The sequence below is a fragment of the Candidatus Ryanbacteria bacterium CG10_big_fil_rev_8_21_14_0_10_43_42 genome (genome assembly GCA_002793915.1).
Classification (GTDB): domain Bacteria; phylum Patescibacteriota; class Minisyncoccia; order Ryanbacterales; family 2-02-FULL-48-12; genus 1-14-0-10-43-42.
In genome coordinates this window covers 118,121-132,956 of record PFEF01000005.1, presented here as the reverse complement: position 1 = coordinate 132,956, position 14,836 = coordinate 118,121, and the positions used below count along the sequence as shown (strand labels likewise).

Genomic DNA, 14,836 nt, shown 5'->3' with positions numbered 1-14,836 from the left:
TTATACCACGAATAGTTCCCGTCTACCATTACGTTTTTACGGAGTTTATTTCTTCCTTTTTTATATATCTGCGCTACTATACACAGTATGAAACAAAAGCAACCTATCACCTTTTTTCTTCTTCTCGGAGATATAATGGCGCTCTATGTGGCACTTGGCATTACTCTCCTTATACGCTATCAAACGGCACTAAGAGAACCCTGGCTCATCCATAAAACACCATTCACAGTTGTTTTTATCATCTGGATATTATTTTTCTTTATAGCGGGACTTTATGATCAATCCGCATGGACGGCAGACCGTTCGTTTCGCGAACGCTTTATACGCACCATGATTGCATCAACCGCCGTTGCGGTAATTCTTTTTTATCTCATAGAAGCATTTGGCATTACTCCAAAAACAAATCTTCTTATTCAGGCGATTCTTACCGTACTCCTCATTCTCGGATGGCGCATAGGGGCAAATCATATTATTCGCCGTTCATCAAAAACAAATATTCTCTTTTTTGGTATTTCCGATGAAGTTCTGGGACTTGCACATACTCTGAAGAACAATCCTCATTTCGGTTATTATGTCTCTCTTCTTGTAGATGATGGAGAAAAGACTGCTTCTCTTGACTCATCTCTGCCCATAATAGAATTCAACACAACCGTTCAGCGACACATAAAAGAAAAGCAGATATCTCTTATTGTAGCTTCCCGTGATATACGCTCAAACAGGGAATTTGTAATTATGCTTTATGAGGCATTGCCATTAGGTATACAGGTTGTTGATTTCCCAACATTTTACGAATCGCTTACCGGGAAAATTCCTACGTCCCTTATTTCGGAAATATGGTTTTTAGAAAACTTGGTAGGTATCCGTAAGCGAGCATATGAATTTTCAAAGCGATTTTTTGATATCATTCTGGGTATTATGCTTGGAGTTGTATTTCTTGCCCTGCTTCCCGTTATAATACTTGGTATTCTTCTCTCAACACCTAAAGATATATGGCATCACAAAAAACGACGGGCACGAAAAGGAGACGGGCGTATTTTCTTTCGCCAACGACGCGTGGGAAAAAATGGAAAAGAATTTGATTTTCTTAAATTTCGCAGTCAACGCCTTGGTTCCGAACAAATGAGTGGCGTAAAAGATATGCAAAATGATCCGCGCGTATATCCATTCGGTACATTTCTTCGTATGTTTTATCTGGACGAACTTCCCCAAATATGGAATGTTCTCAAGGGTGATATGTCGCTTATCGGTCCTCGTCCAGAGCGTCCACATTATGTAGCCGAGCTTCGTGAAAAAATCCCCTTTTATGACATGCGTCTCTTAGTAACCCCCGGCATTACCGGTTGGGCACAGGTAAATATGGAAAACGATGCTTCTGTGGAAGATGCTCCTCAAAAGATGCAATACGATCTTTATTACATAAAAAATAGATCTCTTGTGTTGGACCTGACAATTGCGCTTAAGACAATTGCCGTTCTTTTGTCGAGAGAGGGTCGGTAAGAATGAGATTAAAAAGGCGGGCCGATATATTCAATATCATCGGAATCGAGGCGACGATATGGTTTTTCATTTTTTTGTTCTTCCGCAACGTGCGCAATAAGCCCGGGCAGGCGGCCCAAAACAAAAAAAGATTTTCCTAACTGCCAATCAAACCCAAGTTCTGATATGACGGCAGCAACCGCTCCGTCAATATTCAAAGGTACGCTAATGCCGCTCGCACGCTTTAACTCACGCTCTATCGCACGAGCGCGCTTTATGTATGTTTGGGATAATTGCAACTCTTGCGTCTTTTCTAAAAGAGCACGGACTCGCGGATCCCCCGCCTTATACACTTTATGGCCATAACCCGGCAAGCGCTCTTTATTTTTAAGTGCCTGAGTAACGACAGCGCGCGGCGTCTCTTTTGATTGAATATATCGAGCCGCTTGTTCTATTGCGCCGCCATGAAAATCTCCCATTGCGAGAATACCAGCGGCTAACGCAGTATGTGGTGAATTTCCTGTTGAGGCAACACTCCGCGCAATAAAAGCAGATGGAACCTCAACGCCATGTTCAATCATAGAGACAAAAACAGCTTCCAGTATTTTTGCTTCTTTTTTTTTCGGAAATTGCCCGCGTAATATAAGAAAAATAGATTCGATAAAACTTGCTTTCTTAATAAGATCCGTAAGACGTGATCCGCGTACGTATAATTCCTTGTCTTTTTGTGTGCTAATTGCCGTTCTCCATTTCATTATCCCATCCTCTCATAGAACTTTTTTTTGAGCAATAACGGTATTTCCTCCAAGGTATTTACTACCATAACACCTGCTTTTTGAAGGGCGCTCACTTTTGATTCATATCCTCCACGATTACGCATAACAATAGTCCCCGCGTGACCAAATACGGTACCAGAAGGAAATGCGGAAGTAAATCTTCCCGCTATAATAGCTATAATGGGTTTTTTAAATCTTTCTTTTTGTATAAATTCTGCAAGCTGCTCCTCATACGTACCGCCAACTTCTCCAAAAATTACTATTGCATGCGTTTTCTCATCCTTCTCGAACAATTTCATCGCATCTATAAAGTCAAATCCAATTAATTGATCTCCGCCAATGCCAAGCACTGTGCTCTGGCCAAGTCCAGACCTATTTAAGGTAATGGCAATTTCAGAAGTCATACCGCCGCTTTTTGAAATTATACCAACAGGTCCCGGCCGGAACATACGCCCAGGATTTTCTCCGCCAATACTTCCCATTTTACCAATACCCGGAGATATGATGCCAACTGAAGACGGACCAATTACGTTCACACCATCTTTTCTGGCTTGCGCTATAATTAGCGCAGTATCACGGACGGAAACATGTTCCGTTAATATATTCAGTAGCGGTATTTTTTCCTGAATTGCTTCGTATGCGGCGGCTTTCACTGCCAGAGCTGGCATTACCAATAATGTTGCGTTAATAGACGGGTGATCTTGCATCGCCTCGCGCACCGTATTATACACGGGCACATTACTAATATACCCACCCCCTTTTCCGGGAGTAACGCCGGCAAGAACATCCGTACCGTAATTACGCATACCTTCCAGCGCCTTTAATCCTTCTTTCCCCGTAATCCCCTGGATAAGCACTTTCGTTTTTTCTGTAACTAGAATAGCCATATTTACTTTTTATATGCCAAATCAACCATAATATTGGCAGATTCAGACATAGGCGTTTCACTTCCAAAAATATGAAGATTGTACTTATTTTCTTTCGCAGCCGCACGCAACATCGCTGCCGCTTCGTTAAATCGCGGACCGTCGCGCCTAATTACGATAGGGTATTGCGGTTGCGGTTTAATACAACGCAAACCATCTAAAAAGCCGCGCATGGTTTCATATATATCCGTAAAATTTGCCGTACCGCCGACCACCCAACATCCTTTTAAGTTTTTTTGTGAAAGAACACGGACAGTAAGGTCCCGAACTATGTCAGCAGGAGGATTTCCTGAATACTCGGTATAATTTGCCGGCTTACCACCGTATGCCATGAGGGTATCTATATTAAGAAGTGACGCACCTCCGCCGGACGCCAATATGGCTATATCTCCCTTTAAATTATAAAAAGGTCGCTCATTCGGTTTTACCTTTTCATTATCTAATATTATTTTTGCATCTCCTGCAACAAATTGATTTGAAGATATTTTTAAAATAGGATTAATTTCAACCAAGAGGGCGTGCTCATTAACAAATAATTCCCAGAGACGCGAAATAAAGACGGTCAATGGAGCAATATCCAAAGAAGAAAAGCCGCTTCGGAAGAGTGCCTTCTTTAAAAAAAGTATGATTGAATCTTTTGATAAGGTAGGATCAACAGGAAATGTAACGGTCTCCGTTAAGTGAGATCCGCCTCGCAAAGAAAGCATAAGAATGGGTCCACGCGTAACAGTATCATAACTAAAGGAGGTATAATATTCAATCGGCGATTGAACTTTTTCTTCTATCAACACACTAGCAACATATTCTCCCTGGAGGTTTTTTCCCAAAAGCGTACGCACATGTTCTTTTGCCGCGCTTGCCGTAGAAGCAAAAAGAATACCGCCGGCGTCTTTTCGGCTTCCAAAAAGAACCTGTGCTTTGACTACATACGGACCCGAAAATGGAATTACGTCCTCCGCATCCCGCACCAGCACGCCACGCGGTGCAGGTATACGATATGCATCAAATAACTCTTTTCCCTGATACTCATAAAAATGCATATATAAATATTATTCTTCCAAGTCTTTATATTGCATAATAGGAAGAATGTTCTTATAGTATTCGATCATTTCACTAATCGCTTGTTCATACGAAGTGAGCGCCATATCTCCTATTTCCGCTTTCAGTTGACTTGTATCACACGTATACTCATTACTATACCCTAGCTGCTCTATCTCAATTCGCGCGTCGTTCAATGTTGCTTGTTTTACTATTTGGGCAAGTTCCGTAAGCTCAATAGGTTTTCCAAAACCCACATTATAAAATATTAACATGGGTTGATTGACAATAAAATATTCTATGATTTTTACCAAGTCAAGAATATACAGATAGTCAAATTTCACATTCCTATGCATAGTAATCGGTAATCCAAACAAAGCGCGGCAAATCGCATTCGAAATAAAGCGAACCTTATAATCCTCGTACTTTCCAAAAACTGCGAAACACCGCAAATTGATTATATTTTCATGTTCATTAATATATTCCGAAATAGAATATTTTGATCTACCATAATCATCAAGAGGCTGAATGGTACCAAAATCTTCCTCTTTTATCATAACAATATCACGCTGTTTTCCATATTCCGCCCCAGAACCTAAAAAAATCATGCGTCCGAACCGCTCACCCTGTTCTGCGACATTCAAAAACATACGGTAATTTGCATCATACACGCCGGTAAGTGCCTTTTGGTTACGCTTCCCTCCCACGTTCACCGCATAAATTACTCTATCGTATCTTTTTTTATTCAAAAATGATTGTACAGCATCCGCATTTAAAAGATCCAACTCCCGATGTGTTGGCGCTGTGATATCGTATTTCTCACCCAATAATTCGATAATGTTCCTTCCGATAAATCCGGAACCACCCAAAAGTAATATCTTCATATTCATAACTACTATGCATCCGGTAACTCCGCAATCATCTGCCGTTTCAGTTCATCACGATCTAAAAACGGATACATATCTTCATATGGCCGCGCCACCAACTTTCCTTCAGGCGTCTTATCAGACATCGTGCGGGGCGCTAAAATCTGCCAATCAGGTGTCATCACATCACAAATGACCGGACCTGGATAATCAAGAATCTCTTTAATTTTTTCATCAATCCCCTTAGTCGAATCTATTCTTATTCCCCGTATACCGTATGCTTCGGCAATTTTCAATGAATCAGGGCACCATAAACCAGTTTTCGGGCTTTCACCCATAAATCGCTTGTCCATAAAATTGGTCTGCATAATCCGCATTAGTAAATAGCCGTTATTATTAAATATAAACACCTTTAACGGTAATTCATTCTGCTTGACTGTCGCAAATTCTTGAAGATTCATTTGCAAACTTCCATCTCCTGTTATTACGATTACCCGTTTTTTATCACGAGCCATGCAAGCACCAATTCCTGCAACCCAATACCCCATAGTGGAAATTCCCCCCGTCGTTAAAAATCGCTGACCATCTTTTACGCTCCATGCTTGAGATGCCACATGAAAACAAGATCCCGTATCAACCAAAACCCAATCATCCTTTTCAGCAACGGCAGATAATCTATCTATAAAATAGTAAGAATTAACGGGTTTTTCATCTTTATATGAAGACAGTACAACAGGATATGTTTTTCTCCATTCTTTACATATGGAAATCCATTCTTTCCAATCAGGCAATTTTAAACCCTCACACTCCGCAAGCGCTTTCTGAAAAAAATCTTTAGCTGTAGTGCGTATTTTTACGGCAATATCAACTCCCGGTTTATCTAACTCTTTTTGATCTATATCTATGACAATCTTTTTTGCATTTCTCCCAAAATCCTTTGCATCATGACCAATTAACGATGTGCCGAGCCGACATCCCACCGATAAAATTACATCAGCATTCTGAATGGCAAAATTTGCCGCCCGCTCTCCATAAGTACCAGGTCTACCCACATATAACGGATGATTGCTTTGTATTACATCTATTGCTAAACGGGCCGTAAGGACCGGCAAACGAACACGGTCTATAAACATATTAAGTTCTTCTATAGCATTACCAAGTCGTACGCCCTGCCCAACTAAAATAAGTGGCCGTTTAGCATACTGTAATAAATGCATTGCATCTTTCAGTTTTTCGTTTATATCCTGCGGGATATCGTCATCTACTTGTTCCGTAAATTCTAATAAAGGACCATCGGGTACAGGCGCTCCCTGAATATTTAATGGTACATCTAACCATACAGGTCCGGGTCTGCCGCTTGTGGCAAGATAATATGCCTTTTGTAAATAATATAAAATTTTCTTCGGATCATCGACGGTAACAAAAAATTTAACTGATCGTTCGACTAACGGCCTTACATTGATACCCTGCACACCAAACTGCCGAATACCAGACTCCTCTTGATATTTGATAAAAGATAAATTTGTTTGTCCTGATAAAATAATCATGGGTGAAGAATCAACCCATCCACCAATCACACCATTTACTACATTTATAGCTCCGGGACCAGCTGTAACTAAAGCAATGGCGGGCTTGTTTTTTAACCGACTACATGCATCAGCAGCCATGCCAGCTGCCTGTTCGTGATGAGTGAAAATCGGCTTAATTTTCTTACTCCTATACACCGCATCATCAAGAAACATTGCCTGACCACCAACAACCACAAACGCATTTGTAACGCCTTTTTTCTCAAAAAAATCAATTATGTAATCAGCAACTTTCATTTTTTATTAGATAACTCCACTGCAACGTCAACAATAATATCTTCCTGACCAGCAACAACATTTCTTTTACCAAGTTCCACAAATATATCTCTTGGGTCTACACCAAATTCCATTGCTATTCGATTAACATGCGGTGCAAAACCGGAAAACACACCCGCCAATCCGCTCACAATACTCGTAGCATCAATTCCTTGCGGTTTTACCATAATAGGTTTTATTGTTTTTTCTCCCGCATCCAATAGTTTATATAATGAAACACCGACATCTATCTTATTCTTTTGTAATAATGCAATTAAGGCATCAAGCTGACAATTCCCCGCACCAGCCCCAAACCCCAGCGTAGTACCATCAATAAACGCCGCACCCGACTTTAAGGCATAGTACGAATTTGCCACCGCCATACCCAGATTATTATGCCCATGGAATCCCACGGGAATTTGTAGATTACGAACAAGATATTCGATTGTTTGCCTTACCAAATCGGCAGTAGACGAACCAGCAGAATCCATCAGTAGCACGCCATGCGCACCATATTGCTGCATCTTTTGTGCTTCTTCCAGCAACCGCTCTTTTGACGCTCTATGATACATCATAAGTACGCCAATGGCTTCCTTTCCTCTACTATTCACATATTCAACATATTGCTGAGTCACATCGGCTTCAGTGCAATGAACGCCAATACAGACCAAATCGACTCCGGCATCCAGCGCAGGAGCCAGATCATCCTTTATTGTCCCAAATCCAGGAATCATAAACACACCGAGTTTTGTGCTATGAAGAGCATCACGAGCTGTCGAAATTATCTCTGAATCAGAGTGAAGAGATCGACCAACCTGCAAAGTAGAGGCACCCAGACCGTTACCATGCCCTACAATAACCACATATATACCTGATCCATCAATTATTTCACAGTAATCTTTAATTGTCGCAACGCTAATTTGATGCCGCACCGCATGCGACCCGTCCCGTAACGTTGAGTCAAAAAAGCGTGGATTTTTCATATACATGCATATTTCTTTCTCGCGTGTTCCTCAGCAACCTGAACCGCTGCAGAAGTTATAATATCTAAATTTCCGGAATATGGTGGCAAATAATCTCCCCGACCTTCAACTTCTATCATTATAGTAAGACGTCCATTCTCATAAGTCGGCTCCAAAGCAATAACATATCCTGATACATATTTTTTTATACGAGAAGCAACCTCCGTAACTCTATGTTTAATTTCTTCCAGTTTTGGATTATCAATTTCGACATATATCGTGTTATGCATTCGAATCGGTGGCTCTGCGGGATTTAAAATAATTATAGCTTTTGCGCGAGGTACCCCTGAATAATACTCAATCGCATCTTTAGTTGTCTGTGTATATTCATCTATATTTGCTCGAGTACCAAGACCAGCCGATTTTGAAGAAATTGTTGCAACAACTTCTATATACTTTATTTCCGGATGTATTTCCATTAACACCTTTGCTATAGGTGCTATGGCCTGACCGCCACATGTTACCATATTAATATTTTGGGAACTCAAACCGTTTTCGAGATCCATAACAGGAATACACATTTTACCAAATCGCGATGGTGTTAGATCGATGACAAACATACTCAGTTTTGAAAGGAGTGGCGCATGCACCATATGATCTCTTGCTGAAGTTGCATCGAAAACTACTTCGCAAATATCCGGCTCATTAAGAATTGCCCGAATAGAATCAGTGGAAGTTCTAATACCCATTTCTTCCGCTTTTCGAATTCCTTTCGATTCCATATTGCGCCCTACAAAAATACTACACTCCAAAAACTCTGATCGTTGCACCTTAAACAACAGATCCATACCGATATTACCTGTTCCAATGATACCACATTTTACTCTTTTCGAGCTCATGTTTTTAATGACTCTTGTTATATTATTGCTTAATTTTTATTGTTTTTTCACTGAAAAGGTAGCATATTTCTACTCATATTCGCAAATGAATACATTCGAAATATTCACAAGAAATAAATAATTATTCCTCTTCCATAAAATAAGTAAGATCTTCGTAAAATTACATGAGGCATGATTAATCAAAAGTTTATTTTCTCTTCAATAACATATAGTGGTCGTTGTTTTACTTCTTCAAACATAATATTCATTGATTCACCTAAAAATGATAATGCGATAGTTTGTAGTGTCAAAATAACCATAATTACAATGAACGCAAATGCCATAATCCAAGAAATAATTTCAATATATACTAGCAAAACCATAAAGATAATGAAAAAAGGTATCATTATAACAAGCCAGAGAGTAATGTTTGTTATAAAAGTGAGCGGCGTTTCGGAAAAAGAAAATATCAATTTTTTTGCCCACCAAAGGTTTTTTATAAAATTCGGATTTGACGTCATTCCCCCCGCACGTTTTTTACGCTTATATGCAACACCCGCACACTGAAACCCAATCCATGCACGCATACCGCGCACAAGTCGCGAGCGCTCCGGCATGGTATTAAATATATCTATAACCTTGCGGTCCAGTAGCGAAAAATCCCCTGCGTCTACGGGAATATCAAGATATGACAATTTTTTAAAAACTTTATAAAATGCATGTCGTAATAATTGTGAAAAAAATGAACCTTCTGTTTGTGACCGCACGCCATAGACAATCTGAAACCCTTCTTGCCATTTCTTTATAAATTCTCTGATTACTTCCGGTGGGTCCTGAAGATCAGCCTCCATCCAAATAACAACGTCTCCCGTTGCATATGCGCTACCGGCGGAATATCCATATTGGGAGTTTCCAAAATTACGCGCAAAAAAAAGCACCTTTACATGCTTATCTCTCTCCGCTAAATCACGCAAAAGCTTTCGCGTAGTATCAGTGCTTTTATTATCGGTAAAAATGATCTCATACTGTACAGCAAGAGAAGCAAGAACTTCCGTCACCCGCGTATAAAGTTCAGGAAGATTTGATTCTTCATTATAACAAGGAATCACTACCGAAATTTTCTTATCGATTTTTTCACTCATATCTCCTTAAAAACGCTTGAAATGTTTTTTCCATATATGCAAGCTCCTTATCGGTAAGTCCCTGATGACATCCCACTAAAAATGCATTCTTCATAATATGCTCCGTAACGGGATATGCCTTTTCAGCTTTTTTGTGGGGTATGTTCTTAAACCCCGGATGCATCAAAATATTACCGGTAAATATTGGGCGTGTCTGTATGCCGTTTTTCTCTAGGTGAGTTGTAATATCACGCCGAGTGAACGGGGTGCCTTTTTTTATGGTAAGGGGGAACGCCAACCAATTTGTACGCACATCCGGAGTCGTTTCCGGCAAAGTAAAACAGTGCTCGTATCCGGTAAAGAATTTTCGGAGGCGCGCATAGTGATCATTACGTAAGCGGGAGAAATCTTTCAAACGTTTTAATTGTTCAAGCGCAAAAGCGGCACTTACTTCTAAAGGAAGGAAATTATAGCCCATTTCACCAAATATAAACTTAGTGTCATATGTTATATTTCCCAACGATACATTAAACCGTTTTCTTATATCTTCTGATTCCTTTTTTTCTCCAAAAAGAGACGAACTGCGTCCCCACCCGCGAAAAACAATTGCCCGATCCCGCCACACACGATCGTTTACCATAACCATTCCGCCTCCGCCCGCACCGTTAATAATATGTGATCCGTAAAAACTCGTGGTGGTGATATGCGAATGAATGCCGGTAGGTTTTTTTCCGAGCGTGGCGCCAAGCGTATCACATGAATCTTCCACTAATATCAAATTATGTTTATTCGCAATGCGGCGAAGACGATGGAGATCCGGCACATTGCCAAGAAGAGACGGGATGAACAACGCGCGCGTCTTTTTAGTAATAGCGCGCTCTACCTGGTCGATATTAATAAGATAGGTGCCCGGCTCCACATCTACGAATACGGGAATGAGCCCCTTTTGTACGAGGGGTGCTACCACGGTAGCAAACGTGAGAAGCGGCGTTATTACCTCGGAACCTTTCGGTAAATCCATAAACTCTACCGCCAATAAATTCGCGGATGAGCCGGAATTTACCATAATGCCGTACTTTTTCCCGAAAAGTTTTGCGATCTTGTCTTCAAATGCATGCGTATACGCGCCAAGAGCAGTGTTGCCTTTTAATACACATACTACCGCGTCTATTTCTGGTTTGCCATGTACCGATTTTGCATAGGGGACTTTCATATTATATTCTTTATAAATTATATCTATTATTTACTTTGTACTTGACGATTATTAAGGATCTCACGAATAATATATCTCGGACGTTGCTTTACTTCTTCAAATACACGACCAAGATACTCACCCAAAATAGCTAGAATAAAAAATTGCACACTCCCTAAAAATAACACGGTAACCAAAAGTGTCAGGAATCCGCGCGGAGCCGGATAGAATATAGCAAGCAAAGGAAATGCTAGTAAGGCAACAAGCGAAAGCGCCATAGCAACTAATGCAATATTGGAAATAAGCGTAAGAGGCGCATAAGAAAATGAAATAATGCCTTTTTTAGCTGCATAAAAATACCTACCTAGGTTCTGCGTCGTACGCCCCCCTGTGCGCTCTTCCCGGATATATTCAATGCCCGTCTGGCGAAATCCCACCCAAGCGCGAAGTCCGCGCAAAAAACGGTCACGTTCCGGAAACGAATTTAATATAGTGGCTATTTTTCTATCGATAAGGCAAAAATCTCCTGCATACAATGGCATTTTTATGTAGGAATATCGATTAAATAATTTGTAAAATGCATTGTATGCCTTACCAAGAAAAAACCCTACTTTACGCTTACTTCGCACCCCATACACAACATCATACCCTTCAAGCCATTTTTTTGTAAATTCAGGGATTAACTCCGGCGGATCCTGAATATCCCCGTCTATCCAAACCACCGCATCACCCGATGCATATTCCGTACCTGCCGTATAAGAAGTGTCGGAATTGCCAAAATTACGAGCCATAAGAATTACCGATACCATAGCATCCTTTTCGCAAAGTTTTTTATATAATTCCATCGAATTATCAATACTTGCATTATCAACATAGATAATTTCCCGATTCGGCGTTATGTACTCGAACGCACGACAAAGCCGTTCATGCATAGCAAGAATATTCTCTGATTCATTATAACACGCAATAACAACTGATATTCGCTTATGTGTAAGATACTGGCTCATCCTATTTTTTATACGGATATTCTATATGATTTTCTCGAAACCATTCAATTGTTTGAGACAACCCTTCCTCAAGCGTGTGTGATGCTTTCCAGTCTAATAATTTTTTTGCATTCGACACATCATAGACATGTTTCTGCACCGAGTCCCACCATCGTTCCCCAAGCATGCCCCATTGAAACGGAACCTGTACGCCCGTTATCCTCTGCACCGCAAGCACAACATCCTGAATAGAATAATCCTTTCCTGCTCCAATATTAATAATTTCTCCGGGCATAATATTACATATCGGCACGCGCTCAAATGCATCAAGTGCATCTTCCACAAATAGAAAATCTTTCCGTGATTTTGGCGATGCCAGATTCAAAGGTATCTCGCACAAATGGGCGAGAATAGATGCCGGCACTAATCGCCGTGATTCTTCATATGGCCCGTATAATAAAGACGGACGCACAATAACAATAGGCATTTTTTGATATCGTGCATAATACTGGGCAAACAAGCTCTGAGAAGCTTTGGAAACTCCGTACACATTAGCCGGCTGCAGAAGCGAATTCTCTCCTACCCGTGATTCATTAGGGTCATATTCCGCTATACTCCCTATATTTACAATACAATTTGCTGAACCAACATGTTTAAGGGCTTCAAAAAGATTAACCGTTCCCAATATATTCGAAATTATCATCTGATCAGCTTCTTTTTGCTTTAAAAATAGTCCGTGGGCCGCTGCATGATAAACGATATGAGGGCACGCATTCTGAACAGTAGACATTATAGCGTCCCCATCGATAAGATTTGCTCGATGCACCGTAATACTTGGAAGAATCGAACGGATGCGCCATAGATCTGATCCGTCACGCACAATGATATGTACGTCTGCATCACGCGAAACCAATCGGCGCACTAGATTCGCACCGACAAAACCGGTAGCCCCCGTTATAAGTACACGTTCTTTTTTTCCTTTCGTCATATTTCTATTCTACTCTAATTTAAAAATTCCTTGTACCACGCAATCGTATTTTGAAGACCCTGATCAAACGTAAAGCGCGGTTGCCAGCCAAGCATACTGCGTGCTTTTGCCGCTGAAAGATACTGATGCGGAATTTCATTGCTTGCTTCTCCCAATATGGTTGGCTTAAGCGGAGTTTGCATGAGGGACGCAATACGTTCCACCACTTGCAGTGCCGTCATTTGGGATTCGTTGCTAAAGTTAAAAGCATGTCCATGAATGCGCTCATCGTCCATTTTCTCGGCAAGTTCTATGTACGCGTGCGCGCCGTCTTCAATATAGAAATAATCGCGAATGAATGTGCCGTCGGATCGAATTATAGGGGATTCGTTATTTAAGATATGACGAATTGTCTGCGGAATAAGGCGGTTAAAATTAGTATCCCCGCCGCCATAAAAATTACCACACCGGGTAATGACAACCGGTAATCCGTATGATTCGTAATATGTGCGCGCAATAAGATCCGCCGCACTTTTTGAAACATCATACGGATGCGATCCTTTTAAAGGCGCTTCTTCCGTATAGGGAAGTTCTTTATGGATGCCATATGCCTTATCGGATGACGCCACGATCACTTTTTTTACTAAAGGACTTCGACGCGCCGCTTCCAGTACATTCCATGTTCCTTTAATGTTTGATTCGAATGTGGATAACGGATTCCGATTCGCAATACCCACTTGTGTTTGTGCACCCAGATGAAAAACAGTATCAATATCATATTCTCCCAAAGCCCGCTCCAAAACAAAGTAATCTTCCAGTTGCCCACGCACAATATTCACTTTATGAACATATCCATTCCGATAGAGATTAGAGCCCGGCACAACATCCCGCAAAAGAACGGTCACATCAGCACCCGCATCCACCAAAAACTTCGTGAGCCACGAACCCAAAAAGCCGGCGGCGCCGGTTATAAACACATTCTTCCTCGCCCAATAGCCGTCTTGCATGGGAGTTACTCTACAATAAAAATAACGGTCTTTCAACCGTTATATTGCGTCATGAAATTGTTCTCTCGAAATGCGTAAGGCGCCTTTTGTAGATAGTATTTAACAAATTGTACCATATAATAAAGAGAAATCCGCTCTTTGATACGCACGCCGTAATGCCCCAAAGTACCCGATACAACAACCGGCTCTTCCAATGGGGAATCGTGACTGCACTAAATACCTTCATGGGTAAATTACTTCGTCTTCCCTCAACCCATCGTGCTACAGCGCGATACATAACATCGACATAATCCCGAAATTGTGGAGACGCGGTAAACACTTCAATGAACGTGTCGGGGTGTTCTGATGCATACTTGGTAATAGCAAGACCATCTGTGGTGGAACCCGTTGTTTCTGTTTCGGTAACAACAATACTTTCTTCAGGAATGTCAGCGTATTCCTTTGCTTCTGCTTCAAGTACATTCCATAAAATTGTCCCTTCGCCTGACATTACTATGGAACGCACAATAACAAATTTCACCACATTATCATCGCTTTGCAGATTCTTAAACCTATCTGAAGCACGATTCAATGCAATACGAGAGAAAGAATCAGTTGTTGTTCCATTACCCGGATCAAATCCATTTGCTATCCAGAAAATAGCATATTGCTCCATTACAGCCTCCTCTTATGAAACATTTGTCGAACGCATTATACGCAAAAATATCAAAGACGGCAAGAATATTATACAAGAACGTATATACACGTTTGTGTGCCGTAATAAAAAAACGGAACCGAGGTTCCGTTTGAGTATTCGACTA

General features: G+C 40.9%; 14 protein-coding genes. 1 reads left to right on the top strand and 13 read right to left on the bottom strand.

The window, feature by feature from the left end:
* Positions 1 to 87: 87 nt before the first annotated feature.
* Positions 88 to 1,497, top strand: a complete 1,410-nt coding sequence (locus COU90_02165; GenBank protein ID PJE64623.1) for a hypothetical protein — start codon at positions 88 to 90, stop codon at positions 1,495 to 1,497.
* 8 nt (positions 1,498 to 1,505) lie between these two features.
* Here COU90_02165 and COU90_02160 read toward each other — a convergent pair whose 3' ends face one another.
* The 13 genes from COU90_02160 to COU90_02100 form a co-directional block, all read right to left on the bottom strand.
* Positions 1,506 to 2,231: a citryl-CoA lyase gene (locus tag COU90_02160; GenBank protein PJE64622.1), complete on the bottom strand. Its 726-nt coding sequence runs from the start codon at positions 2,229 to 2,231 to the stop codon at positions 1,506 to 1,508.
* Complete coding sequence (locus COU90_02155; GenBank protein ID PJE64621.1) at positions 2,231 to 3,139, bottom strand: succinate--CoA ligase subunit alpha; 909 nt, start codon at positions 3,137 to 3,139, stop codon at positions 2,231 to 2,233. The genes COU90_02160 and COU90_02155 overlap by 1 nt, the downstream gene beginning before the upstream one ends.
* Positions 3,140 to 3,141: 2 nt before the next feature.
* Complete coding sequence (locus COU90_02150) at positions 3,142 to 4,218, bottom strand: hypothetical protein (protein PJE64620.1); 1,077 nt, start codon at positions 4,216 to 4,218, stop codon at positions 3,142 to 3,144.
* A gap of 9 nt (positions 4,219 to 4,227) precedes the next feature.
* The gene (locus COU90_02145) at positions 4,228 to 5,106 is read right to left on the bottom strand and encodes an epimerase (protein ID PJE64619.1); all 879 of its coding nucleotides are present in this window, start codon (positions 5,104 to 5,106) and stop codon (positions 4,228 to 4,230) included.
* 5 nt (positions 5,107 to 5,111) lie between these two features.
* A complete protein-coding gene (locus COU90_02140) occupies positions 5,112 to 6,905 on the bottom strand; it encodes an acetolactate synthase (GenBank protein PJE64618.1) in 1,794 nt (597 codons plus the stop codon).
* On the bottom strand, positions 6,902 to 7,906 hold the full coding sequence (dmpG, locus tag COU90_02135) for a 4-hydroxy-2-oxovalerate aldolase (protein PJE64617.1): 1,005 nt from the start codon (positions 7,904 to 7,906) through the stop codon (positions 6,902 to 6,904). Before dmpG ends, COU90_02140 begins: the two co-directional genes overlap by 4 nt.
* The gene (locus COU90_02130; GenBank protein ID PJE64616.1) at positions 7,903 to 8,784 is read right to left on the bottom strand and encodes an acetaldehyde dehydrogenase (acetylating); all 882 of its coding nucleotides are present in this window, start codon (positions 8,782 to 8,784) and stop codon (positions 7,903 to 7,905) included. The genes dmpG and COU90_02130 overlap by 4 nt, the downstream gene beginning before the upstream one ends.
* 179 nt (positions 8,785 to 8,963) lie before the next feature.
* Positions 8,964 to 9,905, bottom strand: coding sequence for a glycosyltransferase (locus COU90_02125; GenBank protein PJE64615.1), 942 nt, complete (start codon positions 9,903 to 9,905; stop codon positions 8,964 to 8,966).
* Positions 9,898 to 11,097 carry a NarL family transcriptional regulator gene (locus tag COU90_02120; GenBank protein ID PJE64614.1) on the bottom strand — a complete coding sequence of 400 codons (1,200 nt, stop codon included), beginning with the start codon at positions 11,095 to 11,097 and terminating at the stop codon, positions 9,898 to 9,900. The genes COU90_02125 and COU90_02120 overlap by 8 nt, the downstream gene beginning before the upstream one ends.
* Before the next feature lie 26 nt (positions 11,098 to 11,123).
* A complete protein-coding gene (locus COU90_02115) occupies positions 11,124 to 12,083 on the bottom strand; it encodes a glycosyltransferase (GenBank protein PJE64613.1) in 960 nt (319 codons plus the stop codon).
* Between the two features lies 1 nt (position 12,084).
* Positions 12,085 to 13,050 carry a hypothetical protein gene (locus tag COU90_02110; protein PJE64612.1) on the bottom strand — a complete coding sequence of 322 codons (966 nt, stop codon included), beginning with the start codon at positions 13,048 to 13,050 and terminating at the stop codon, positions 12,085 to 12,087.
* 14 nt (positions 13,051 to 13,064) lie between these two features.
* Positions 13,065 to 14,036 carry a sugar dehydratase gene (locus COU90_02105; protein PJE64611.1) on the bottom strand — a complete coding sequence of 324 codons (972 nt, stop codon included), beginning with the start codon at positions 14,034 to 14,036 and terminating at the stop codon, positions 13,065 to 13,067.
* 49 nt (positions 14,037 to 14,085) lie between these two features.
* Positions 14,086 to 14,691, bottom strand: coding sequence for a hypothetical protein (locus tag COU90_02100; protein PJE64610.1), 606 nt, complete (start codon positions 14,689 to 14,691; stop codon positions 14,086 to 14,088).
* Between the last annotated feature and the right edge of the window lie 145 nt (positions 14,692 to 14,836).

Excerpts from the sequence above, each read along its gene's own strand:
- COU90_02165 (PJE64623.1), top strand. The coding sequence starts at position 88 with ATGAAACAAAAGCAACCTATCACCTTTTTTCTTCTTCTCGGAGATATA.
- COU90_02160 (PJE64622.1), bottom strand. The coding sequence starts at position 2,231 with ATGAAATGGAGAACGGCAATTAGCACACAAAAAGACAAGGAATTATAC.
- COU90_02155 (PJE64621.1), bottom strand. The coding sequence starts at position 3,139 with ATGGCTATTCTAGTTACAGAAAAAACGAAAGTGCTTATCCAGGGGATT.
- COU90_02150 (PJE64620.1), bottom strand. The coding sequence starts at position 4,218 with ATGCATTTTTATGAGTATCAGGGAAAAGAGTTATTTGATGCATATCGT.
- COU90_02145 (PJE64619.1), bottom strand. The coding sequence starts at position 5,106 with ATGAATATGAAGATATTACTTTTGGGTGGTTCCGGATTTATCGGAAGG.
- COU90_02140 (PJE64618.1), bottom strand. The coding sequence starts at position 6,905 with ATGAAAGTTGCTGATTACATAATTGATTTTTTTGAGAAAAAAGGCGTT.
- dmpG (PJE64617.1), bottom strand. The coding sequence starts at position 7,906 with ATGAAAAATCCACGCTTTTTTGACTCAACGTTACGGGACGGGTCGCAT.
- COU90_02130 (PJE64616.1), bottom strand. The coding sequence starts at position 8,784 with ATGAGCTCGAAAAGAGTAAAATGTGGTATCATTGGAACAGGTAATATC.
- COU90_02125 (PJE64615.1), bottom strand. The coding sequence starts at position 9,905 with ATGAGTGAAAAAATCGATAAGAAAATTTCGGTAGTGATTCCTTGTTAT.
- COU90_02120 (PJE64614.1), bottom strand. The coding sequence starts at position 11,097 with ATGAAAGTCCCCTATGCAAAATCGGTACATGGCAAACCAGAAATAGAC.
- COU90_02115 (PJE64613.1), bottom strand. The coding sequence starts at position 12,083 with ATGAGCCAGTATCTTACACATAAGCGAATATCAGTTGTTATTGCGTGT.
- COU90_02110 (PJE64612.1), bottom strand. The coding sequence starts at position 13,050 with ATGACGAAAGGAAAAAAAGAACGTGTACTTATAACGGGGGCTACCGGT.
- COU90_02105 (PJE64611.1), bottom strand. The coding sequence starts at position 14,036 with ATGCAAGACGGCTATTGGGCGAGGAAGAATGTGTTTATAACCGGCGCC.
- COU90_02100 (PJE64610.1), bottom strand. The coding sequence starts at position 14,691 with ATGGAGCAATATGCTATTTTCTGGATAGCAAATGGATTTGATCCGGGT.